General features: G+C 56.5%; 20 protein-coding genes. 18 read left to right on the top strand and 2 right to left on the bottom strand.

What is annotated here, in order from left to right; translation table 11 throughout:
• Positions 1-161: 161 nt before the first annotated feature.
• From ftsZ to glnA, 14 genes are all read left to right on the top strand, one after another.
• Positions 162-1,412 (top strand): cell division protein FtsZ, encoded by a 1,251-nt coding sequence (gene ftsZ, locus CE153_RS04295; RefSeq protein ID WP_180753397.1) that lies wholly within the window; start codon positions 162-164, stop codon positions 1,410-1,412.
• A 30-nt stretch (positions 1,413-1,442) separates the two neighbouring features.
• Complete coding sequence (locus CE153_RS04290) at positions 1,443-1,922, top strand: cell division protein SepF (protein ID WP_099571352.1); 480 nt, start codon at positions 1,443-1,445, stop codon at positions 1,920-1,922.
• 93 nt (positions 1,923-2,015) lie between these two features.
• Positions 2,016-2,297: a YggT family protein gene (locus CE153_RS04285; protein WP_099571351.1), complete on the top strand. Its 282-nt coding sequence runs from the start codon at positions 2,016-2,018 to the stop codon at positions 2,295-2,297.
• Positions 2,298-2,405: 108 nt separating this feature from the next.
• On the top strand, positions 2,406-4,097 hold the full coding sequence (locus tag CE153_RS04280; protein ID WP_099595229.1) for a DivIVA domain-containing protein: 1,692 nt from the start codon (positions 2,406-2,408) through the stop codon (positions 4,095-4,097).
• A gap of 21 nt (positions 4,098-4,118) precedes the next feature.
• Entirely contained in the window at positions 4,119-4,667 is a 549-nt protein-coding gene (locus CE153_RS04275; RefSeq protein ID WP_099595331.1) for a signal peptidase II, read from the top strand.
• Entirely contained in the window at positions 4,664-5,602 is a 939-nt protein-coding gene (locus CE153_RS04270; RefSeq protein ID WP_099571349.1) for an RluA family pseudouridine synthase, read from the top strand. The genes CE153_RS04275 and CE153_RS04270 overlap by 4 nt, the downstream gene beginning before the upstream one ends.
• A 34-nt stretch (positions 5,603-5,636) precedes the next feature.
• Positions 5,637-9,227, top strand: coding sequence for a DNA polymerase III subunit alpha (gene dnaE, locus CE153_RS04265; RefSeq protein WP_099571348.1), 3,591 nt, complete (start codon positions 5,637-5,639; stop codon positions 9,225-9,227).
• A gap of 124 nt (positions 9,228-9,351) precedes the next feature.
• Complete coding sequence (hisD, locus tag CE153_RS04260) at positions 9,352-10,734, top strand: histidinol dehydrogenase (RefSeq protein ID WP_180753409.1); 1,383 nt, start codon at positions 9,352-9,354, stop codon at positions 10,732-10,734.
• A complete protein-coding gene (locus CE153_RS04255; protein ID WP_099595226.1) occupies positions 10,731-11,906 on the top strand; it encodes a histidinol-phosphate transaminase in 1,176 nt (391 codons plus the stop codon). The genes hisD and CE153_RS04255 overlap by 4 nt, the downstream gene beginning before the upstream one ends.
• Before the next feature lie 59 nt (positions 11,907-11,965).
• Positions 11,966-12,565, top strand: coding sequence for an imidazoleglycerol-phosphate dehydratase HisB (gene hisB, locus CE153_RS04250; protein WP_099595224.1), 600 nt, complete (start codon positions 11,966-11,968; stop codon positions 12,563-12,565).
• Positions 12,565-13,338, top strand: coding sequence for a hypothetical protein (locus tag CE153_RS04245; RefSeq protein ID WP_099595222.1), 774 nt, complete (start codon positions 12,565-12,567; stop codon positions 13,336-13,338). Before hisB ends, CE153_RS04245 begins: the two co-directional genes overlap by 1 nt.
• Positions 13,339-13,434: 96 nt before the next feature.
• Positions 13,435-14,082, top strand: coding sequence for an imidazole glycerol phosphate synthase subunit HisH (gene hisH / locus CE153_RS04240; protein WP_099595221.1), 648 nt, complete (start codon positions 13,435-13,437; stop codon positions 14,080-14,082).
• A gap of 126 nt (positions 14,083-14,208) precedes the next feature.
• The gene (gene priA, locus CE153_RS04235; protein ID WP_099571342.1) at positions 14,209-14,934 is read left to right on the top strand and encodes a bifunctional 1-(5-phosphoribosyl)-5-((5-phosphoribosylamino)methylideneamino)imidazole-4-carboxamide isomerase/phosphoribosylanthranilate isomerase PriA; all 726 of its coding nucleotides are present in this window, start codon (positions 14,209-14,211) and stop codon (positions 14,932-14,934) included.
• A gap of 112 nt (positions 14,935-15,046) precedes the next feature.
• Complete coding sequence (gene glnA / locus CE153_RS04230; RefSeq protein WP_099571341.1) at positions 15,047-16,384, top strand: type I glutamate--ammonia ligase; 1,338 nt, start codon at positions 15,047-15,049, stop codon at positions 16,382-16,384.
• 115 nt (positions 16,385-16,499) lie between these two features.
• Here the strand turns inward: glnA and CE153_RS04225 are convergent, their stop codons facing one another.
• Positions 16,500-17,429: a hemagglutinin gene (locus CE153_RS04225; protein ID WP_099595219.1), complete on the bottom strand. Its 930-nt coding sequence runs from the start codon at positions 17,427-17,429 to the stop codon at positions 16,500-16,502.
• Positions 17,430-17,564: 135 nt separating this feature from the next.
• Here CE153_RS04225 and CE153_RS04220 point away from each other — a divergent pair, with 135 nt between their 5' ends.
• Positions 17,565-18,791 carry an MFS transporter gene (locus CE153_RS04220; protein ID WP_099571339.1) on the top strand — a complete coding sequence of 409 codons (1,227 nt, stop codon included), beginning with the start codon at positions 17,565-17,567 and terminating at the stop codon, positions 18,789-18,791.
• A 91-nt stretch (positions 18,792-18,882) separates the two neighbouring features.
• Here the strand turns inward: CE153_RS04220 and CE153_RS04215 are convergent, their stop codons facing one another.
• Positions 18,883-19,533 (bottom strand): ABC transporter ATP-binding protein, encoded by a 651-nt coding sequence (locus tag CE153_RS04215; protein WP_099595217.1) that lies wholly within the window; start codon positions 19,531-19,533, stop codon positions 18,883-18,885.
• Between the two features lie 367 nt (positions 19,534-19,900).
• Here CE153_RS04215 and CE153_RS08825 point away from each other — a divergent pair, with 367 nt between their 5' ends.
• From CE153_RS08825 to CE153_RS04200, 3 genes are all read left to right on the top strand, one after another.
• Positions 19,901-20,437, top strand: a complete 537-nt coding sequence (locus tag CE153_RS08825) for a hypothetical protein (protein WP_033524074.1) — start codon at positions 19,901-19,903, stop codon at positions 20,435-20,437.
• 113 nt (positions 20,438-20,550) lie between these two features.
• Positions 20,551-21,609 (top strand): hypothetical protein, encoded by a 1,059-nt coding sequence (locus CE153_RS04205; protein WP_236824458.1) that lies wholly within the window; start codon positions 20,551-20,553, stop codon positions 21,607-21,609.
• Between the two features lie 6 nt (positions 21,610-21,615).
• Complete coding sequence (locus CE153_RS04200) at positions 21,616-22,692, top strand: hypothetical protein (protein WP_099595215.1); 1,077 nt, start codon at positions 21,616-21,618, stop codon at positions 22,690-22,692.
• The last annotated feature ends 76 nt before the right edge of the window (positions 22,693-22,768 follow it).

Below are 22,768 nucleotides of genomic sequence, written 5' to 3'. Positions count from 1 at the left end.
ATGTGGTTAAATCGTGTGGGGCGCCGAAAGAGGGTACATCTGAGGCGAAATGAACACGTTAGCAATAAAAAGTGAAAAAACGTCGTTACACACGGCGAAAAGCGCGCGTATTACGGCGTGTCTGCGATAAAGTTGTGCGTAAACGCGAGTGACAGGAGACTATGGTGAGCGAGATTGCCCAGACTGACAATTTCAACGACAAGACGAATATCAAGGTTGTCGGTGTTGGTGGAGCTGGCGGTAATGCCGTCAATCGCATGATTGCCGAGGGTCTTCAAAGTGTTGAATTTATTGCGATCAATACCGACGCGAAGGATCTGATGCGTTCCGACGCTGATGTCAAGATCTCCTTGAACGATGCCACCAGCCGTGGTCTTGGCGCCGGTGCCGACCCGGAGAAGGGCGCTAAAGCCGCTCAGGATCATCAGTCTGATATCGAGGAATCGCTCAAGGGCGCCGATATGGTGTTCGTGACCTGCGGTGAGGGTGGTGGCACCGGTACCGGCGCAAGCCCGATCGTAGCTCGTGCCGCACACCAGCAGGGTGCGTTGACCATTGCGGTGGTTACCCGTCCGTTCGGCTTTGAAGGTCCCCAGCGTGCGGCTTCCGCAGCACTTGGCATTGAGAATCTGCGCAAGGAAGTCGATGCACTGATTGTGATTCCGAACGATCGACTGCTTGAGCTTTCCGATCGCACCATTGGTATCGTCGACGCGTTCAAGACCGCCGACACTGCATTGCTGGCAGGTGTGCAGGGCATCACGGACCTGATTTCCTCCAATTCTTACATTCACGTCGACTTCAACGACGTCAACGCCATTCTGCGTGGCGCAGGCACCGCACTGTTCGGCATCGGTTCCGCCCGGGGCGAGGATCGCGCCACCCAGGCCGCCGAAATCGCCATCAGCTCTCCGCTGCTGGAAGAAAGCATCGAGGGTGCTCATGGCGCTTTGATCAACATCGCGGGTCCGTCCGACCTGAAGCTGCAGGAAGCGGCTGCCGCCACTCAGCTGGTGGGCAAGGCCATCCATCCGGAAGCGCAGATCATTTGGGGTCTTTCCCTCGACGACGCCTATGGCGACGAAGTGCGTGTCACTGTCATCGCCGCAGGCTTCGATGCCAACTCCAAGAAGGCCCCTCAGGCCGAGGCCCAGAAGCAGGCCGAGCCTGCGGAAGATACGATTCCGCTGTCGGCGCTGTCCGCGGCTCCGAGAGCTGCTGCTCCGAGGGCGGCGGCTCCGCAGCAGCCTCAGCTCATTCAGACTCCGGAAGCCCCGAAGGTGCAGCCGCTGTCCACTTATGTTCCGTCCACTCCGGAACCCGTCGTTCCGTCATTCGATCAGACCACCGAGCATGAAGTGGTGTCTTCGAACGACGCCGGCGATTTGGATATTCCGGATTTCCTGCGCTAAAAGCAACGCGAAGACGCGAAAGGATCGTTCATGGCAGGTTTTATGAAAAGCGCGATGTCCTATTTGGGCATGACCGACGTTGCCGAGGGTGACGAGGATTTTAACGAGGAGGCTGAGAGCGGCGAAACCTCGTTCGATTCCGATCATTCTGTGACCCCGATGGCTTCGACGCCTGCCGCGACGTCCGCACCGCGCGAGCAGACCAAAGCCAACCCGTTCCAAGGTGGAAGGGTGAGCCGTATCACCACGATTCACCCGAAGTCCTATGAGGATGCGCAGCTGGTCGGACGTGCCATTCGCGACGGCGTTCCGGTGGTGCTGAACCTAACTGGCGTTGCCGAGGCCGTGGCGTATCGTATTGTGGACTTTTCCGCGGGTGTGGTTTTCGGCGTGCGTGGCTCCATCGAACGTGTCACTCCGCGTGTGTTCCTGCTTAGCCCAGCTCAAGTGAATATCAAGGTTGAGGAACCGCAGGTGAATAGCTCGTCGCACGATTTGTTCGCCGACTGACGCAGACGAAAGCCATTGCGAAATCAGACTGCGTAAAGCCTCCATCACTCGTGATGGGGGCTTTGTTATGTTCTGTTGCTATGGTGGTGCTCCATGATTTTGACTTTGATCGGTAGCGTCGTTCACTTTCTGGTGAATGCCTACATTCTGGTGCTGTTCATTCGCATGATTCTCGATTGGATAGCTGTGTTGGCGTCGGCATGGCGTCCACGGGGGTTGGCGTCGTCGCTGATTGACGCGGTTTACCAGTTGACAGAGCCTCCACTGCGCTGGCTACGCCAATATATCCGCCCTATTCCAATGGGTCCTATTTATTTCGATGTGGCATTCATCGTTCTTTATTTCATTCTCATTGTTATTGATTTCCTCATTTAATGCATGTCAAATGCCGATTTTTCGCAAAAAATCGGTGGTTCCGTGCTAGAGTCAACAAATGAAAGCAACAACAGCAAGGCATCAAGCCCAAAGCGAGGTGTAAGATTTATGGCTCTGTTGACGCCGAAAGATATCAGAGAGCATACTTTCCAGACCGTAAGGTTCAAAGAGGGGTATGACGTCGACGAAGTCGACGATTTTCTCGATCAGGTAACCGAGACGGTGGAGGCTCTAGGCAAGCAGGCAGTCGCCAGCGGCCAGGCCACTCAGGCCCTCGGCCCGGATGTTGCGGGGCTCAACTCCAAGATTTCCGAGCTCAGCGCTCAGGTTCAGTCCCTGCAGCAGGAGAACGCGACATTGAAGTCCGCCTCCGAGCAGGCAGCCGGCGCTGGTGATCAGGCAGCTCAGGCAGCTCAGGTCGCAGCAGCCAAGCTTACCGAGGCTGAGGAAAGCAACCGTGCTCTGTCGGCTCAGAACGAACAGCTCAAGGATCAGGTGGATCGTCTGTCCGCACAGGTTGACCAGCTCACCGCACAGGCGGCTGAAGCTGCCGGCCAGGCGGATTTGGGCGAACAGCTGACCTCCATGCAGCATGAGCGCGACGCATTCCGTGCGCAGACCGAAGACCTGTCCCGTCAGCTGGCTTCCGCCCAGCAGCAGGTTGTGGTGGCCCAGCAGCAGGCGGCTGAGATCCAGCAGCTCAATGCAAGGCTTGAAGAGGCTCAGGAGCAGGTCGCCCAAGCTCAGCAGCTCACGCAGCAGCATGCGGCACAGTCCCAGCAGCAGGATGAGCGTGCCCAGCAGCAGGCCGCGCAGATTCAGCAGCTTGCACAGCAGCTGCAGGAATCGCAGCAGCGTGAAGCCCAGCTGCGCGAGCAGGTCGCCAAGGTCGAGCCGAGCACCGAAACCGGAAGCCTGCAGAAGATCGCAGGAGCCGCAGCCACCGCTAATACGGAGCCGGAGCGCGCCACCGCCATGCTGACCTTGGCCATGCAGCTGCACGACCAGTATGTCGACAAGGGCAAGGCCAAGGCCAAGGAAATTACCGACGAGTCCCAGCGCAAGTACGATGAGCTCATCGGCAATGCCAACGACTACTCCAACCGTACTCGTTTCGAGGCTGACAACTATTCCGAAAGCACCCGTTCCGATGCTGATCAGTATTCGGCCGACACCCGTGCCAAGGCTGATGGTTACCTGAACCAGAAGACTCAGGAAGGCGACGCGTACTTGGCCAAGCGTGCCCAAGAAGGCGATGACTACCTGGCACAGCGCACTCAGGAGGGTAACGCCTACTTGGATCAGAAGACTCAGGAGGGCGATGCTTATCTTGCGCAGAAGACCCAGGATGGTGATGCTTATCTTGCGCAGAAGACCCAGGATGGTGATGCTTATCTGGATCAGAAGACTCAGGAGGGCGATGCCTACCTTGCGCAGAAGACCCAGGATGGTGATGCTTATCTGGATCAGAAGACTCAGGAGGGCGATGCCTACCTTGTACAGAAGACCCAGGATGGCGATACCTACTTCTCCACGAAGCACAACGAAGCCGACGAGTACGAGTCCGAAGTGCAGAAGCGTGCCTTCGACTACGATTCGAAGACCCGTACCGCAGCCGACGATTATGCTCAGCAGGTCCGCGACAATCTCGAAGCGCAGACCAAGGTCATCGAAGGTAACATTCAGGGCCTCAAGCAGTTCGAAACCGAATACCGCGCGCGTCTTACCGAATTCCTCGGACAGCTCGTGTCGCAGGTGTCCGACACGAACAACTATGATCAGGATTCCCAGAACGACTGAGATTAGGCTGTGTCTGACATCATGACAAATGATCAAAGACGGCTGCGCACTCGCGTGGCCGTCTTTGCGTGTATCGCCGTTGCGGCGCTGGTACTTGATCAGATCACCAAGGCATGGGCGCAGTCGGCGCTTGCCGACGGGCATACGGTACGTGTGGTTCCGGGAATGCTTTCATTCACGTTGGTGCATAATCCGGGCGCGTCCTTGGGTATGGGATCCAACATGACGTGGTTGATTTCCCTGCTTGCCATTGTGGCTTGCGTGGCGTTGGTGGTACTGGAGATCCGTACCATTTCCATGAAATGGACGGTGGTGTTCGCTCTTGCATTCGCCGGAGCGTTAGGCAATCTCATCGACCGCGTTGCATATGCCGAAGGTTTCCTCAACGGCAAAGTCGTCGACTTCCTCAACTACGGATGGTCGGTCGGCAATGTTGCTGACGTTTTCCTGATGGTGGCGGGCGTTGCCGCAGTTGCATTGCTGCTCGTAGGAGAACCGTTCAGTCAGAAGGAACTTGACGAACGGAACAAGGAACAGATGGAACGGACGGCTGGAGAGAAGAGCACATGAGCCGTCTTGTTCCCGCACCCGACGCGCTTGTCGGCAAACGTTTCGATGTCGCCGTTGCCAAAATGCTGGGCATTTCCCGTGCCAAGGCAGCGGAACTCATCGAAAGCGGGCAGGCGCGTGTACTTGGCCGTGACATTTCCAAATCGTCGACTCTGCAATCAGGCGAAACCGTGGAATTCGATATCGTCGAGGAACGAACCGATCCTGAACCGATCGCGCATGATATGGCCGTGGTCTATGAAGACGACGATGTGGTGGTGGTTGACAAACCGGTGGGTGTGGCGGCTCATGCTTCCGTCGGCTGGACCGGTCCGACGGTGCTCGGCAGTCTGCTCGACAGGGGAGTGCACATCACTTCTTATGGCGCTGCAGGGCGTCAAGGCATCGTATCCCGCCTCGACGTGGGCACATCCGGATTGATGCTCGTATGCAAGTCCGATCTCGCCTATGTGGAAATGCGCAGACAATTCGCCGAACATGAAGTCGTAAAAACCTATCATGCGCTCGTGCAAGGCAATCTCAAGGAAAACAAAGCAACCATCGAAGCACCGATCGGTCGCGCCAAAGTCTCCGATTTTCGTTTTTGCGTGACTCCTGCCGGCAAAGAGGCCATTACCCATTGGGATGTGATGGAACGTTTCGGTGAGGCGACACTAGTTTCCGTGAACCTTGAAACCGGGCGTACGCATCAGATTCGCGTGCATTTCTCATCCATCGGGCATCCGCTTGCCGGAGACGCCATGTATGGCGCCAATCCGCAACTGAGCGAAACGTTAGGACTGGAACGGCAGTGGCTGCACGCGATGCAACTCGAATTCCGCCATCCGCGAACCCGTGTCTGGACTACGGTGAAATCACATTACCCAGCTGATCTGGAGCATGCGCTTGATGTGATGCGCGACAGACACGACACACAAGACAAGCCCGAAGCGTGAGCGCACGTCACCAATCACCGGTAGATTGGAACGCATGGCTACTTCCGGAAATTTCGTACAACTGCATAATCACACGCATTATTCGCTGCTTGACGGCGCATCGAAAATTCCGGATCTGGTCAAGCGTGCCAAAGAACTCAATATGCCCGCCGTCGGCATCACCGACCATGGCAACATGCATGGTGCATACGAAATGTGGAGCACCGCGGTCAAAGAGGGCGTCAAACCGATCATCGGCATCGAAGCGTATGTGACGCCGGAAACCGCGCGACAGGACCAAACCCGCGTCAGCTGGGACACCAACTGGAATCCCGATATCGATCCGCAGCATCGCCGGCGCAACCCTAACGACGTATCCGGCGGCGGCCTGATCACCCACCTTACGATGTGGGCCGAAACCGACGAAGGCCTCGTCAATCTTATGAAAGCGTCCACCGACGCGAATCTTGAGGGACGTGTCATGCGATACCCTCGAATGGATAAGGAAATCCTTGCCAAATATTCCAAAGGCATCATCGCATCTTCCGGATGCCCGTCAGGAATCATCCAAACGCGACTGCTGCTCGGCCAATTCGACGAAGCATTGCGTGCTGCAGGGGAATTACAGGATATTTTCGGACGCGACAATTTTTATATCGAATTCATGGACCACGGTCTGAAAATCGAAAAGCAAGTGACCGACGGTCTGCTGGACATTGCGAAAAAACTGAACGCGCCGCTGCTTGCCACCAACGATTCGCATTACGTGCGTGCCGAAGACGCGGGCTCGCAGGACGCCATGCTGTGCATCAACTCGGGTTCCACGTTGGACGAGCCGGGACGATTCAAATTCGACGGAACCGGCTACTACCTGAAATCTGCCGAAGAAATGCGCGAACTGTTCAAAGACATTCCCGAAGCGTGTGACAACACGTTGGAAATCGCCGAACGCTGCAATGTCATGTTCGACGATCATGAGGACGGCGCGTTCATGCCGCAATTCGACTGCCCGGAAGGCTGGGACGAGACCTCGCTGTTCCTGCGAAAAGTCGAGGAAGGCTTGGAACAGCGCTATGACGGTCATCCGCCGATCGAAGTGCTTAAGCAGGCCGATTACGAATGCGGTGTGATCTGCCAGATGCAGTTCTGCGGATACTTCCTCGTGGTGGCCGACTACATCAACTGGGCCAAATCGCATGGCGTGATGGTGGGGCCGGGCCGTGGATCCGCGGCAGGAGCCATGGTGGCGTACGCCATGGGCATCACCGAACTCGACCCGATTAAACATGGTCTGATCTTCGAACGATTCCTTAATCCGGAACGTGTGTCACTACCTGATATCGACGTCGATTTCGATCCGGATGGCCGCGGCCGAGTGCTTGATTACGTCGGCGACAAGTACGGTCGAGACAAGGTCGCGCAATGTGTGATCTACGGCACCATCAAAACCAAGCAGGCGCTGAAGGATTCCGCGCGAATCATGGGCTACGAATTCTCCATGGGCGAGCGTATCACCAAGGCGTTGCCGCCGGCGCAGACGGGTGGCAAGGATATTCCGTTGCGCGATATTTTCGAGCCGACGTCGAAACGTTATGCGGAGGCTCGTGAATTCCGTGAATTGTATGATTCCGATCCGGATGCGAAGCGTGTTACGGATGAGGCGATGGGTATTGAGGGGTTGATTCGTCAGACCGGCGTGCATGCGTGCGCCACGATCATGGGTAGCGAGCCGATTTCGAATACGTCGCCGCTGCTGGAACGTACCGATGGTACGGTTACGACCACGTTGGAATATCATACGTGTGAAACGCTCGGTTTGGTCAAGATGGATTTTCTTGGTCTTTCCAACTTAACGGTTATTCGCGATACGTTGAATAATATCGAGGCGAATGGCAAGGAGCGTATCGACCATACGAAGATTCCGTTGGATGACCGTGCCACGTACGATCTGTTGTCGCGAGGTGACACGCTTGGTGTGTTCCAGTTGGATTCCGATGGTATGCGTTCGTTGCTGAAAACGTTGAAGCCGAATAACTTCAACGATATTTCCGCATTGATCGCGTTGTATCGTCCTGGTCCGATGGATATGGATTCGCATACGAATTATGCGAAGCGTAAGAATGGTTTGCAGAAGATCACGCCGATTCATCCTGAGGTGGCTGAGCCGCTGAAGGAGGTGCTTGATGAGACGTATGGTCTGATTGTGTACCAGGAGCAGGTACAGTCGGCTGCGCGTATTTTGGCTGGTTATTCGTTGGGCAAGGCAGATGTGCTTCGTCGAGCGATGGGTAAGAAGAAGCCTGAGGTACTGGCCAAGGAGAAGGTGCCGTTCTTCGCGGGCATGAAGGAGCATGGGTATTCTCAGGAGGCGGCTCAGGCCGTGTGGGATATTTTGGTGCCGTTCTCAGGCTACGCGTTCAATAAGGCGCATTCGGCCGCATACGGTTTGATTTCGTATTGGACCGCGTATTTGAAGACGCACTATCCGGTGGAGTTCATGGCGGCTTTGCTGCAGGGTGCGAGCACGAACAAAGATAAGACCGCGTTGTATTTGGGTGAGGCTCGCCGCATGGGCATTCAGGTGTTGTCGCCTGATGTGAACGAGTCGGTGTATGAGTATTCCGCTGTTGGCGATGTGGTGCGTTTTGGTCTTGGCGCCATTCGTAACGTTGGCAAGGCTGCGGTTGATGCGATCGTCAAGGAACGTGACGGCAGTCATGGCAAGTATGTGAATTTCCCTGATTTCATCAAGCGTGTGCCGATGGAGGCATTGAATCGTCGATTGGTTGAATCGTTGATCAAGGCCGGTGCGTTTGATTCGATTGATCCGAACCGTCGTGCGTTGTTTACGATTCATGAGGCTGCGATCAATTCGGTGGTCGGTTTGAAGCGTAAGCAGGCTGAGGGCCAGTTTGATTTGTTCGCCGATTTGGAGGATTCCGGCGAAGATGATGCCGGCATGGGTGATGCCATGGTGAACGTGCCTGACGTGGAGGAGTGGGATAAGAAAACCAAGTTGAATTTCGAGCGTGAAATGCTTGGTTTGTATGTGTCCGACCATCCGTTGAGCGGCATGCAGTCGATTCTGGCGTCGTTGTGTGAAATGTCGATCGCGCATCTGATTGATCGTGCCGCAAATATGCCTGACGGTCAGCAGGTGACGGTGGCGGGCTTGATCACGAATGTGGATCGTCGCGTGTCGAAGAAGGGTAATCCTTGGGCGATTGTGACGATTGAGGATTTGGAAAGCTCCATCCAGTGCATGTTCTTCGGCAAGGTATACGAGGCCGCCGCTCCCGAACTGGCAGTCGATACGGTGGTGCAGATCCGTGGACAGGTCGAAAAACGCGATGAGACGGTGAGCATGCGTGCCACGGAATTCAACGTGCCGACGTTGGAGGCGCAAGATGAGAAGCCGGTGACGATTATGCTGCCGCCGATCGCGCTTGACCAATCGCATGTGCAGCAGTTGGGGCAGATTCTCTCGAATCATCCTGGACCCTGCGAAGTGAAGCTCGCATTGATGGACGATAAGGGCAACGCCAAGGTACTGACGTTCGGCGACCGTTTCCGCGTGCGCCGCGACACGAGTCTGTTCGCTGAAATCAAAATCCTTTTCGGTCCCAGTTCTCTGCCTTTGGGCTGACCGGTCGTGGGGATGATGCCGAAAGTTCAGCCGAATATCTCACTATGCGGCTGAACTTGAGACGTGCAGGCGTTCTCGTGACATTACGTTGTTACCATGGGGCGTTATGAGCGAAGAAAACTATATGCGAATCATTGACCTGCGCGGCAAGAAGTTGACCCGAGCTGAAATGCTGGAGGCTATGCCCCGCGCCGAGATGGGCACCAACGAGGCAACCGATCTCGTGCAGCCCATTCTTGACGATGTGAAGGCCCGCGGTGCTGCGGCCCTGCGTGACTTCGCGGAGAAATTCGACCATATCCGTCCGGAGAATCTGCGCGTGCCGGTGGAAGCCATGAAGGCCGCCGTCGACGAGTTGGATCCGGAAGTGCGTGCCGCCATCGAAGAGTCCGTGCGTCGTTCCCGCGCCGTGTCCGCTTCCCAGGTGCCGGCACCGTTCCACACCGATCTGGCTGAGGGTGCCCGCGTTTCCGAACGTTGGATTCCGGTGCAGCGTGTCGGTCTGTATGTGCCTGGCGGCAAGGCTGTCTACCCGAGCTCCGTTATCATGAACGTGGTTCCGGCACAGGCCGCCGGCGTGGAATCTCTCGCCATCGCAACCCCGCCGAGCCGTAACAATGCCGATGGTCTGCCTGACAAGACCATTCTCGCCACCTGCGCCATTCTTGGCGTTGATGAAGTGTATGCGGTCGGCGGCGCTCAGGCCGTGGCCATGTTCGCCTACGGTGCCAAGGGTTCCGAACCGCAGGACGGTGAGATCCTGTGCGATCCGGTCGACAAGATCACCGGTCCTGGCAACATTTTCGTCGCTACCGCCAAGCGTATGGTGTCGGGTATTGTCGGCATCGACGCCGTGGCAGGACCGACCGAAATCGCCATCATCGCAGACAAGGGCGCCAATCCGAGCTGGCTGGCCGCCGATCTGATCGGCCAAGCCGAGCATGACGAACTCGCCGGTTCCGTGCTCATCACCGACAGCGAAGAGATCGCCGAACAGGTGCAGGAGGATCTCAAGTACCGCGTGCCTCGCACCGAGCATTCCGAGCGTGTGAACACGTCGCTGCGTGGTCGTCAGTCCGGCATCATCCTCACCGATGGCATCGAACAGTCCATCGACGCGGCCAACGCGTATGCCGCCGAACACCTTGAGGTCCAGACCGCCGACCCGGATGCCGTGATCGCCAAGATCCGCAACGCCGGTGCCGTCTTCCGTGGCCCGTATTCTCCGGTGCCGCTGGGCGATTACATGTCCGGCTCCAACCACGTGCTGCCGACCTCCGGCACTGCACGTTTCGCCTCCGGCCTGGGCGTGCACACCTTCATGAAGCCGGTCGAAGTCATCGAATACGACGAGCAGGGCCTGAAGACCCTCGCTGCTCGCGTGAACGCCTTCGCCGTTTCGGAAGATCTGCCGGCACACGGCGAAAGCGTGCTGAGCCGCTTCATCGACGATCCGTACAACAAGGAAACCATCAAGGAACAGGAAGAGCAGGCAGGCCTTCGATGAGTGAGACTTCCAGCAACGCCATTCCGGCATATCTCCCGCTGCGTAACGATCTGATCGGCGAAGAGCCGTACGGTGCGCCGCAATTGGACGTGCCTGTATGCCTCAACGTCAACGAGAACCCGTATGCGCCGGAACCGGCAGTGGTCGAAACCATCGCGCAGCGAGTCAAGGAGATCGCCCCGTCGCTCAACCGTTACCCGGATCGTGAGCATATCGCGTTGCGTCAGGCGTTCTGCGGCTATCTCGAACGCGAGTCCGGCGTTAAGATGGAAGTCGACCAGCTGTGGGGCGCCAACGGGTCCAACGAGATCATGCTGCAGCTGTTCCAGGCTTTCGGCGGTCCAGGGCGCATTGCGCTCGGTTGCGATCCGACGTATTCGATGTATCCGGAATATGCTCGCGACACGTTCACCACGTGGAAGCTTGCGCACCGCAACGAGGATTTCTCACTGAACGTCGACGCCACCATCAAAGCGATCGAAGACGTCAAGCCGGCCATGATCGTGCTCACCAGCCCGAACAATCCGACCGGCACCCCGCTGAAGATGGACGATCTCAAGCGTGTGCTTGACGCCGCCAAAACCGCTGAAGTCGAAGGCGCCGCCGAGGGCGTGCATCCGGTGGTCGTAGTGGACGAAGCCTACATCGAATTCCGTGATCCGGGCACGCCCACCGCGCTCGAACTCATCGACGAGTATGAGAATCTCGCCGTGAGCCGAACCATGAGCAAGGCGTTCGCCTTCGCAGGCGCACGAGTCGGCTATCTGGCCGCCAACAAGGGCATCATCGACTGCGTGCGCATCGTGCGCATGCCGTACCACCTGTCGGCCGTCACCCAGGCAGCCGCGCTTGCCGCATTCGAACATACCGACGAGCAGCTCAGCCGTGTGGCACACCTGCGTGACATTCGTAATCAGACCGCAGCGTGGCTCAAGGAACAAACCTACAAGGGACAGCCGCTCGAAGTGGCCGAAACACAGTCCAACTTCATCCTGTTTGGCGGTCATTTCGACGATCGCAGCCGCATCTTCGACGAACTGCTCAAGCGTGGCGTGCTCATCCGTACCGTCGGCCCTGATGGCTGGATGCGCGTATGCATGGGCACCGACGAGGAAATGGCGCGTTTCCGCGAAGCATTGGTCGAAGTGCTGCGTATTGTGGAACAGGACTGAAATACATACGTAAAAACTGCACCAAAGCAGGATCGAGCATTTTCAAAAGGAGTCGCAACATGGCGCGTACCGCAACCATCGTTCGTGAAACCAGCGAATCCAAAGTCGAACTGAGCCTGAATCTCGATGGCACAGGCAAAACCGACATCGACACTTCGGTGCCGTTCTACAACCATATGATGACGGCACTCGGCAAGCATTCGCTGATCGACCTGACTATCAAAGCCGCCGGTGACACCGACATCGACGCGCACCACACCGTCGAAGACATTGCCATCGTATTCGGCGAGGCGTTGAAGCAGGCGTTGGGTGACAAGCGTGGCATCCGTCGTTTTGCCGACGCCACCGTGCCGTTGGATGAGGCGCTCGCCAAGGCTGTGGTCGATATTTCCGGACGCCCGTACTGCGTGTGCACCGGAGAGCCGGAAGGCTTCGAATACTGCATGATCGGCGGCCATTTCACTGGCTCCCTCGTGCGTCACGTTATGGAATCCATCGCCATGCATGCCGGAATCTGCCTGCATCTGCAGGTGATCTCTGGCCGTGATCCGCACCACATCGCCGAAGCCGAGTTCAAGGCCTTGGCGCGTGCGCTGCGTTTCGCCATCGAGCCGGATCCGCGTGTCGATGGTATTCCGAGCACGAAGGGCGCTCTGTGATGAGCGACGATCGAAATAACGATTTCGACGATTTCCAAGGATTCGACGGATCCAACGATTTCGGCGATCCCAACGCTGATGGCATGCATTTCAGCGAAGAGGAATTGGAAGCGGCTATGGCTGGCTTCGAGCAGGAATTCAAAGATGCCGAGGCAAGCAAGAATGAGCGGACGGACAATCCGCCATCTAAAGCTCTCGATTCCTCCGAAGCTTCCGATGATGCGGAATCCTCCGAATCCTCGGGAATCGACGACATGCTCAACGCGGCTGAGGATTCGTTGAAATTCGAAGACGAGCTGCAGGGACTGCTTGGCAATCGTGCGAAAGTGGCTGTGATCATCACCAGACTGACCTCGCCACGATTGCTGGCGGCATTCTGCGAATTGTCCGATATTTCCGCACAATGCATCGGATCGGCGCAAGGTGCTGTCGCGGTGCTGCGCAATCTCGACGGAGACGGTCCGGAAGCGGCGGTCAAAGACATGACGATCGTCGTTGCCGGCATGCCCGCGATTCTTGCCGTCAACCGTGCGGACAAGCTCGAAGCGACGATGTACGTGGAAGGCAAGGCGGGCAAAACCTTCGCTCCGCCGGTGCTATTCACCTCCACTGCGCCGTTCGTTGAAGATCTCATGCTTGGCATCACCGATATGAACGCGCTGGAACAGGCGGATATGACCATTTTCGATTCCGCCGACCTCGATCGGGATGCAGCGATGAGCATTATCGCCGAGCATACGCGGTTCGGACGCGGCGCATCAAGCATCAGTTAACGACGGCAAACGTGAGTCATCCTGCCGAACATGCGTTACGCGACACAAGACGACTCACGCCATAGAACAACGAATGACACAAGAAGGAGAACGCCCATGACATCCGTGGTGGTTTTCGATTATGGTTTCGGCAACGTGCGTTCCATGGTTCGTGCGCTGGCCAATCTCAACCTTGACGTGACCCTCACTTCCGACCATCGGCAGGCCTTGGAAGCCGACGGTCTGGTAGTGCCCGGCGTGGGCGCTTTCGGTGCATGCATGGAAGGTCTCAAGTCGGTGGGCGGAGACACCGTGATCAAAGATCGTCTGCGTGCCGGGCGACCGGTGCTCGGTGTGTGCGTGGGCGAACAGATCATGTTCGAACGTGGTATGGAACACGGCGCCGGCACTCCGGGCCTTGGTCTGATCAAGGGCGACGTGGAACTGCTTGACGCCGATGTGGTGCCGCACATGGGATGGGACACCGTCGAGGCACCGGAAGGTTCCGTGCTCATGAAGGGTGTGGAAGGTGAACGTTTCTACTTCGTGCATTCCTTCGCCGCGATGAACGCCGCTCCTGCCGACATGTCCGGCGACCAGCTTGATTTCGATGACGCCGAGGAGCGCGTGACCTGGTGCACGTACGGACGTAGCCGTTTCGTGGCGGCCTACGAGCGTGGTCCGCTGTTCGCCACGCAGTTCCACCCCGAAAAGTCCGCCGAAGCGGGCTCGCAGCTGCTGCGCAATTGGATTGCGACGTTCTGATGATATGAGATCGTCATCGCCTGTTTCGACGTTGACTTCATATATACGATTGATACACGCTTATTTGATGCACATACTTGCGATTGCCATGTAATGGCGATCGGTTGATCACAGAGAGGTACAGACATGTCTTTGACATTGCTTCCCGCCGTCGATGTTCGTGATGGCAAGGCCGTTCGCCTACGTCAGGGTGAATCCGGTTCGGAAACCGACTACGGTTCGCCGTTGGAGGCCGCTCGCACGTGGGCTGAGTCCGGTGCGGAATGGATTCACCTGGTCGATCTTGACGCCGCGTTCGGCACGGGCAACAACCGTGACCAGCTGCGTGCCATCGTCAAGGAACTGGGCGACAAGGTCAATATTGAAATGTCCGGCGGTGTGCGCGACGATGCATCGCTCGATGCGGCCTTGGAAGCAGGAGCAGCCCGTGTGAACATTGGCACGGCCGCTCTCGAGAATCCGGATTGGACCGCTTCCGTCATCAAGAAGTACGGTGATCGCGTGGCAGTCGGCCTCGATGTGCGCGGCCACACCCTCGCGGCACGCGGATGGGTGAAGGAAGGCGGCGACCTGTTCGAAACCATGGCGTTTCTGGATTCCGTCGGCTGCTCCCGTTACGTGGTCACCGACGTGGCCCGCGACGGCATGATGAGCGGCCCGAACATCGACCTGCTGCGTGAAGTCGCGGAACGTACCGATGCGAAGGTCACCGCGTCCGGCGGTATTTCCAAGCTCGATGACCTGCGTGCCATCAAGGAGCTCGCCGATTTGGGCGTGGACTCCGCCATTCTCGGCAAGTCGCTGTACGCATGCGCTTTCACCTTGGAAGAGGCTCTTGAAGTCGCACGCTGAACATTGTTCGACAAGCCAATGATGATAGGACCGTCTACAACGTGGACGGTCTCGTCATATTTCGGCGCGTGTTAACGGCTTTCGTAACATGCGCATGGAACGATGGGACACTATGGATAAACAGCAAGAGTTTGCTTTGCGCACAGTCGAAGAACGCGACGTGCGCTTCATTCGTTTGTGGTTCACGGATGTGTTGGGAACATTGAAGTCCGTGGCTATCGCACCGGCTGAATTGGAAGCTGCATTCGAGGAAGGGCTCGGATTCGACGGTTCCGCGGTGGAAGGTCTCACCCGTGTGTCCGAAGACGATATGATCGTCAAACCCGATCCGTCGACCTTCCAGATTCTTCCATGGCGTGGCGGTCCGCAGGGCACTGCGCGCATGTTCTGCGACGTGCTTACCCCTGATGGCGAGCCGTCGTTGGGCGATCCGCGTCATGTGCTGAAGCAGGCTCTGTCGAAAGCCAAGGAGAAGGGCTTCACCTTCTACGTGCATCCGGAAATTGAATTCTATCTGTTCGAAAGGCAGGATGATTGGTCCCAGACGCCAACCCCAATCGATGAGGGCGGCTATTTCGACCATGTGCCGCGCAGCCCTGGCATGGACTTCCGCCGTGCCACCGTCAACATGCTCGAACAGATGGGCATTTCGGTGGAATACTCGCACCATGAGGCGGGTCCAGGCCAGAATGAGATTGATTTGCGTTATGCGGATGCGCTCACCACGGCCGACAACATCATGACCTTCCGTACCGTCGTCAAGGAGATTTCGCTGGAGCGTGGCATTCATGCCAGCTTCATGCCGAAGCCGCTTTCCGACGCTCCAGGTTCAGGCATGCACACGCATTTGAGCCTGTTCGAAGGTGACTCCAACGCGTTCTATGAGGCGGGTCAGGAATTCAACATGTCCGTCACCGCACGCCAGTTCGCCGCCGGCATCCTGTACCATGCGGCTGAAATCTGCGCGGTCACCGACCAGTACGTCAACTCCTACAAGCGCCTGTGGGGCGGCAATGAGGCTCCGAGCTACATCTGCTGGGGACACAACAACCGTTCCGCGTTGCTGCGCATTCCGCAGTACAAGCCAGGCAAGGGCAATTCCGCCCGCATGGAATTCCGTGCGCTCGATCCGGTCGCCAACCCGTACCTCGCATACTCCGTGCTTTTGGCCGCGGGACTCGATGGCATCGACAAGCAGATGCAGTTGGGTGAGCCGACCAGCGATGACGTCTGGGAGCTTACCGATGCGGAACGTCAGGCCATGGGCATCCAGCCGCTGCCGGAGTCTCTTGACGAGGCGTTGAAGGTTATGGAGAAGTCCGACTTCGTGGCCAGCGTGCTCGGCGAGCACGCGTTCGAATACTTCCTGCGCAACAAGCGTCAGGAATGGGAGGAGTATCGCAAGCAGGTCACTCCGTTCGAATTGAAGAAGTACTTGCCGAGGCTGTAACGGTTTCCCATAATCGAAAATCGCATATCAAAAACCCGCTGTAGTGATCGAAAATGATCACACAGCGGGTTTTCGTATGCCTGAAAATTTGTATTTACGTATCTACAATTGCTGATTAGCTTCGAGGAGAGTCGAACATCGAATCGTAGATGATTGCGAAGTTGCGGTTGCCGTAGGTCGAACAGGCGTCTCCTTCGCCGACTCCCGCATCCAATGCGGCTGTATTCGGCTGATAAGGCGTGTAAATGTACAGCAGTGCGGTCGCCTTGTTTTCGATGTACACGTTGCTGCCACCGCAGCTGGCGTCCGGATTGTATTGAATATAGTTGAGCGTGCCCGCATGGTATCCGTAGCGATCCTCATGATGCACGTAATACTGGTAGCGTTTCGCCGCGCCATACACCTGTTTGAAAAAACCTGCATATTCCGGATCGCAGTTCGCGTCGTCCGGGCAGCTTAATCCCATGGCCGACTTGAATTGGAAGTCGCTTGGATCGGTGGCGGTAAGCAGATGCTGTTCCTTTTGCAGCACGGTAAGCAACACTTTTTGACTGATATCGCACGCCTTTCCCGACTTGTAGATGATCGCCGCGGCGCTTTCGTTCGACCTTCCCTCATATGCTTCGCAGTATTCGTTGGCAGGCTGCGATTCGGTGCTAAACGTCATGGATTTCAAGCATTTCTCGCCGTTGCATGCGGCGCCCTGCTCTTCGATGATGGCGTTCACCTGCTGCTCGCTCAGCGCGTTCCCGTTAAAGAACAGACCATCTGAAATGATGTTGCCCGGATTGAAATCGTATTTCGTCTGCAATTGTTCCTGCGAGGCGACCGCTTCGTCCACTTGCACACGCCAGCCGATGAATCGCACCAATCCAATGATCAACGCGAGCGCGGCGATAATGGCTACGGTTGTTTCGCCGACTATGAGGATGCGCTTTTTGGTGTTTGCTTTTTTCCAGACGTTACGGAGTTTGGCGAAGCTTGGCTGGTTGTTTTTCTTGGGTTTGCGGTTGTTTTTTGCTGTGGTGGTTGTTTTGCGTGTCATCGCGCATCATTGTATCGCGTTTGGCTTATCGTTTGTTTGACGATTGATTCGTCAAACGATTGACGTGAGAAGATTCAAGGAAAATGTGAGTCTGGCAAGGCGTGGGGAGCGTGAGGGGTCATGGAGGAGAAGAGTATGGCTAAGAGTGATGTGGCGAAGGAACGGTTTTTCAATCTGCCTGTGATTGTGCTGATCTCGCTGAGTTTCATGTTGGGTATGAGCGAGTTCATTGTCGTTGGCATTCTGCCGGATATCGCGGCCGGTTTGAAGGTGTCGGAGGTGACGGTCGGCAATCTTGTGTCGCTGTTCGCGTTCGTGTATGCGCCGGTCACGCCGCTCGGATCGGCGTTGTCGGCTCGTTTTCCGCGTTTTGCCACGCATCTGACGCTGGTTGGGGTGTTCCTCATTGGCAACGTGTTGTGCGCGTTCGCGCCGAATTATGGCGTGCTTGTGGTGGCGCGAATCCTTATCGCATTGGTATCTGGCACGCTGGTGGCTATCGCCATGACGTACGCGCCCGATGTAACAACTGAACAGTACCGCACGAAGTTCATCGCATGGGTGTTCTCCGGCTTCTCCATCGCATCCGTGGTGGGTGTGCCGGTTGGCACGTGGGTTGCGAACACGTTCGGCTGGCGTTGGGCGTTCCATTTGGTGAACGTGCTTACGGTGGCGCTTATTGTGCTCATGGTGATGGTGCTGCCGCGCAACAGCCATATTGTGAAGATTGGTTTTCTGCCGCAATTCCGCCTGTTTTTCGACCGTCGTATTCAGCTGGGCGTGCTTGACGTGGTGTTTGGCGCGGCGGCAACTTACGTGTTCTACACGTATCTGACGCCGATCATGCGAGACGAAGTGCATGTTCCCGAACAGTATTTAAGCGTCGGCCTGGTGATTTTCGGCGCGGCCTGCCTGTGGAGCAACCTGTATGGCGGCAAGCTTGCCGACCGTGGCAGGGGAGTGGAACCGCTGACGCATATTCGTCCGATCTACTGCGCGCACGCCGTGCTTATGGCATCGTTGATCGTAGCGCATTGGGTGCCTGTGTATGGTGCGTTGCTGCTGGTGGTGCTTGGCATGTTCATGTATCTGCAGAATTCCGCCTCGCAGGTGCTGTATATGGATGTTGCCTCGCAGTCGCATCCGGGATCGTTGAATCTGGCCGCGTCGCTCAATTCCATGTCGTTCAACATCGGCATTGCGGTCGGCTCCGCGGTTGGCGGACTGGTCAACACCCATTTGGGATTGATGTGGCTTGGTCCTGTGGGCGCGATCTTCTTGCTGTGTGCGGTTGGCACCACAACCCTGCTGCTCCCGTTCGTAGCTCGAGAACGCGATTTCTATGCCAAACAGCAAGCCTGATGGCATTTGGTTGTGGTTTTGAGCGATTGGTTTTGAGAGCGGCAAAGTTATAGAAGTTTTATCTGTCATTCGTTGAGATTGCGGAAAACGATTAGGGGACTGCGATGTTGGCGAGTTGGGCAGTAGATCCACCGACTTGCGGAGCGTAGTCGGCTAGGTCGATTACGCGATCGCATGCGTTCCGCGTGTCCGGATCATGGGTTGCCACCAGCACGATCATGCCCTGACCGGCCAGATTGCCGAGCACGTGGCTTACGGAATGTGATGTACGCGTATCCAACTGGGCGGTCGGCTCATCAACCAGCAACATGCTCGGCCTGGAGCATACCGCACGCGCGAGCATAAGACGCTGCGCCTCGCCTCCAGATAAATCGCAGAAACGCCTGTCCGCCGCATACGCCAGATCGAACAGTTCCATCGCTTCCAAAGCCTTCGGTTCCGCTTCGCGGCGGCTCATTCCCTTGGCGAGCAGTGGAAACACCACATGGTCGAGCGCCGTGCGCTCCGCAACACCATACGGATTCTGAAACACCCATCCGACACGATCCACACCTTCTCGCGTCACCGTGCCAGCGTAAGGCTGCTCCCATCCTGCAAGAATCGACAGCAATGTTGACTTGCCGCATCCCGACGGACCGCATATCGCAATGGTTACACCAGGTTCGGCCACGAAACTCAAATTCTCGAACAGCAGATCGGTTCCCTCAAATCGATGAGCCAACCCCTCAACCGCAACGCGCATAGCCAACCTTTCACGAGGCAATCACCTTACCAACGCACCCTTGCCAATCATTTATAGTCCGCCAATCACCCCCGTGCAACACCCACCCTACCTCATTCGTGTATATGCAAGTAAGTTTTTCGGAAACGCCGCTTGCTATGCACATTATCGTGCAGTGCTACACTCGCTGTGACGCATTAGTACGGGGGTGAAGATGGTGACTTCTTGGATGTCATTTTGCAAGACTTGCGTTCTTGCTGTCGCATTGTCAATGCTTTTGGCTGGATGCTCAATTAATCAGGATGCCACAGGCACATCTTCTGATTCTGTCACATCGGAATCATCATCCGAAAATGGGTCAACCAGTGGACAGAAATTGGCGGCGTCTTTGAGCGAATGGATCGAACAGCGGGAATCGCAAGGTAATATCGCTGAATCGCAGAAAACGATATTGGACAAAGCCAAAAGTACGGGTGAGATTTCGACGTCGGATTATGAGAAAGCCTGGTCCGATTACCGGCAGTGCATGATCGACAAAGGATATAAGGAAATCAAACTCATCAAATATCCGAGCGGACTCTATGCCGAAGCTGGACACAAACAGGGGACGACTATTCAGGAATCCCGATATTCCGATGATTCCACGGAATGCGGCGATGAGTATGTTGCAGATGTGCAAGATGTGTACGGCATTATCGTAGGCAATCCGAATCTGTATGCCGATCAAGCGCAGGCCGTGGTCGATTGTTTGCATAGAGACTCGCTCGTGCCGAAGGACTATACCGTAAGCCGGTTCAACAAGGAGTTTTCCGGAACGGATGGCAATACTTCGTTTGACATGCAGAACCTGCAAGTGCGCAGTTGCCTTGTGTCGAACGGCTACAACGTGGGATATGCGACCGACGATACGGAACAGTTGTGGTGAGAAGGTAAGTGATTCCAGGGGAATCATGGTGATGTGTTCGCTGATGGTGCTTGTTGGCTGTGAGTGAGTGGGTATATGTGAGTATGACGCGACGATTCGAAATGAAACAAAGGATGGGCGGTAAGCGTTCGAAGTGCACTGCTGTGACTTGGACTCTGCTGGCGGCTGTCACGGCAGCTTGTATTGCGGTCGGATCCTGCGCATTGTGGCTGCCTGACCGCACTCCGACATTGCTCAGTTCGGCGGGGGAAAAGGCTGTGGCTCCCGCCAGCGTACAGGAATACGCGGGCATGCAGCAGGTTACTGTGGTGCCCACCATTTCCAGTGACCGTGATCTTTCCGGCAATGCGAGTGGCATGGTCACCGCGGACTGGTCCGGCGACGGCCTGATCTCAGGCAAAGGCGCCTACCAGGTGAACGATCGCACGGTAGTGGCGTTGAACACCGCAACCCCCTTGTATCGCGACTTGAAGACCGGAGACACCGGCGGCGATGTGCTCGCCCTGAATAATGAACTCAACTTACTTGGCTACAACAGCGTTCCCGGATCGGATACCTACGGGTGGGCCACATCGGACGGGTGGAAGCAGTTGATGGCCGACAACGGTAATACGTCGGACGGATCATTGTCATTGGCCGACACATTGTGGATTCCCGAACACGAAGTCGCAGTTGCCGAGTGGAACGCAACCGCCGGATCCATGGTGACGGGCGGCACTGCAATCGGCAAAATCCCCGGATCATTGACGAAACTCACCATCAAAAACGGCACTGCATCCGCGCAGGAACGTTCGTTGACGATATTCGGCATTACGGGAACATTGCCAGCCAATACCACTGAAATCACGGATGCCGGGTTCCTGCAACAAGTCGAAGCGAACGACAGTTACCAATCCGTGGACGTGGAATCCAGAAAAGCGGGATTTGACGCCACTTTGGCCTTGAGCGAACGGATGCGAGTGCTGCGCGTTCCCGCCGGCGCGGTATTCGGCATAAACGGTTCAACCGGCTGCATCGTGCCCAAATCCAATAACCATGGCAACACTCCCGTGAAAGTGTCGATCGTGGGAGGCGAACTTGGCGTGAGCCTCGTGCAAGCCAACAGCGAAGACATCGCTTCGATCTCCAATGTGGAAATCGGCAGCGGACTCAACAATTTCACCTGCGAGTAGACGATTATGCGATTACGATCGGTACTTTCCGAAGCGTTACGCAATATTGGCGCGGGAGTGAGTCATGCGATGCTCATGTTCGCAGCGGTATTGTTTGCGTCTACATTGCTCGGCGGGTACGAGGCCGTCAATGTGGTAGGGCTCGAAACCGAGGCGGTACAACGCATCAACGCCTATGCCGACGTTGACGCCATCGTCGGGGGAACGGTGGACGGAGCCGCATGCGACAGGCTCGCCGACGCTGGCGACGGTGTGATGGGCACCTTGGCCGGTGCGATGCGTGCCGGTCAACAGATTGTGCCGCTTGCCACGCCCGGCAAGGATATATCGTCGTATGAAGTGACGCCCGGCATGATCAGGATGATCGCTGGGAGCACGAAGTCCGATGTGTCCGGCGTGTGGGTATCTACCGACGTGGCCAAGGATTTTGGTCTCACCAAAGGCAGCGTAATGCAGACCGAACAGGGAACGATGAGCGTCGCAGGCGTGTTTGATTGGCCGAACGATAGTCGTGACACGCGATTCGCCTACGCGTTCCTTGTGCCTGTATCCGCGTCGAATGGCACATTCGACGAATGTTGGGTCAGACAGTGGCCGCAAAGCGGGCAGACGGGGGATTTGTTATATTCCACGCTGGTCGCGTCGGGGTCGTCATCCAATGCCGGCGTGACGCAGGTGAATAAGAGTTTCGATTCGCATTACGATGCGCAAGCTTCGTACGAGCAGCGCATGACCCGTTGGATGCCGTGGCTGGGATTAGCTGTGGGGCTGATGTTCGGCGCGTTCAGCGTACGTCGTCGTAGATTGGAATACGCTGGCGCATTGCATTCAGGACAGTCCAAAGGTGCTCAATTGCTGGAAATCACTGCGGAAACGATGATTTGGAGCGGTTTGGCGTGTGTCTCTTCAGTCGCGCTGTTGGGTGCGTATTGCGTTCGCATGAGCAGCGCCGATGCGATGACCGTATGGTTGGGTGCGATGCGCACGCCATGTGCGATATTCGCTGGAGTGATGGTATCAAGCATGCTCGTCGGTATGACGATACGTGAAACGCAGTTGTTCCGTTTCTTCAAGCAACGCTAAACATCGCTAACCATGGTTCGGTTGAGAATGATTTCGTTAGGTTCCATTGCCGTCGATACTGGAAAACTGCAAGTAT

This window comes from Bifidobacterium sp. N4G05 (genome assembly GCF_002742445.1).
GTDB classification, from domain to species: domain Bacteria; phylum Actinomycetota; class Actinomycetes; order Actinomycetales; family Bifidobacteriaceae; genus Bifidobacterium; species Bifidobacterium hominis.
Note: the sequence above shows the minus strand (reverse complement) of the source record. Positions and strands in the feature narration are given on the sequence as shown.

What these genes read in the sequence shown, in the direction of transcription:
- CE153_RS04200 (WP_099595215.1), top strand. Translation starts at nt 21,616, where the DNA reads ATGCGATTACGATCGGTACTTTCCGAAGCGTTACGCAATATTGGCGCG.
- CE153_RS04255 (WP_099595226.1), top strand. Translation starts at nt 10,731, where the DNA reads ATGAGTGAGACTTCCAGCAACGCCATTCCGGCATATCTCCCGCTGCGT.
- CE153_RS04205 (WP_236824458.1), top strand. Translation starts at nt 20,551, where the DNA reads ATGGGCGGTAAGCGTTCGAAGTGCACTGCTGTGACTTGGACTCTGCTG.
- CE153_RS04285 (WP_099571351.1), top strand. Translation starts at nt 2,016, where the DNA reads ATGATTTTGACTTTGATCGGTAGCGTCGTTCACTTTCTGGTGAATGCC.
- priA (WP_099571342.1), top strand. Translation starts at nt 14,209, where the DNA reads ATGTCTTTGACATTGCTTCCCGCCGTCGATGTTCGTGATGGCAAGGCC.
- hisB (WP_099595224.1), top strand. Translation starts at nt 11,966, where the DNA reads ATGGCGCGTACCGCAACCATCGTTCGTGAAACCAGCGAATCCAAAGTC.
- CE153_RS04290 (WP_099571352.1), top strand. Translation starts at nt 1,443, where the DNA reads ATGGCAGGTTTTATGAAAAGCGCGATGTCCTATTTGGGCATGACCGAC.
- CE153_RS04225 (WP_099595219.1), bottom strand. Translation starts at nt 17,429, where the DNA reads ATGACACGCAAAACAACCACCACAGCAAAAAACAACCGCAAACCCAAG.
- CE153_RS04280 (WP_099595229.1), top strand. Translation starts at nt 2,406, where the DNA reads ATGGCTCTGTTGACGCCGAAAGATATCAGAGAGCATACTTTCCAGACC.
- hisD (WP_180753409.1), top strand. Translation starts at nt 9,352, where the DNA reads ATGCGAATCATTGACCTGCGCGGCAAGAAGTTGACCCGAGCTGAAATG.
- dnaE (WP_099571348.1), top strand. Translation starts at nt 5,637, where the DNA reads ATGGCTACTTCCGGAAATTTCGTACAACTGCATAATCACACGCATTAT.
- ftsZ (WP_180753397.1), top strand. Translation starts at nt 162, where the DNA reads ATGGTGAGCGAGATTGCCCAGACTGACAATTTCAACGACAAGACGAAT.
- CE153_RS04270 (WP_099571349.1), top strand. Translation starts at nt 4,664, where the DNA reads ATGAGCCGTCTTGTTCCCGCACCCGACGCGCTTGTCGGCAAACGTTTC.
- CE153_RS04220 (WP_099571339.1), top strand. Translation starts at nt 17,565, where the DNA reads ATGGCTAAGAGTGATGTGGCGAAGGAACGGTTTTTCAATCTGCCTGTG.
- hisH (WP_099595221.1), top strand. Translation starts at nt 13,435, where the DNA reads ATGACATCCGTGGTGGTTTTCGATTATGGTTTCGGCAACGTGCGTTCC.
- glnA (WP_099571341.1), top strand. Translation starts at nt 15,047, where the DNA reads ATGGATAAACAGCAAGAGTTTGCTTTGCGCACAGTCGAAGAACGCGAC.
- CE153_RS04245 (WP_099595222.1), top strand. Translation starts at nt 12,565, where the DNA reads ATGAGCGACGATCGAAATAACGATTTCGACGATTTCCAAGGATTCGAC.
- CE153_RS04275 (WP_099595331.1), top strand. Translation starts at nt 4,119, where the DNA reads ATGACAAATGATCAAAGACGGCTGCGCACTCGCGTGGCCGTCTTTGCG.
- CE153_RS04215 (WP_099595217.1), bottom strand. Translation starts at nt 19,533, where the DNA reads ATGCGCGTTGCGGTTGAGGGGTTGGCTCATCGATTTGAGGGAACCGAT.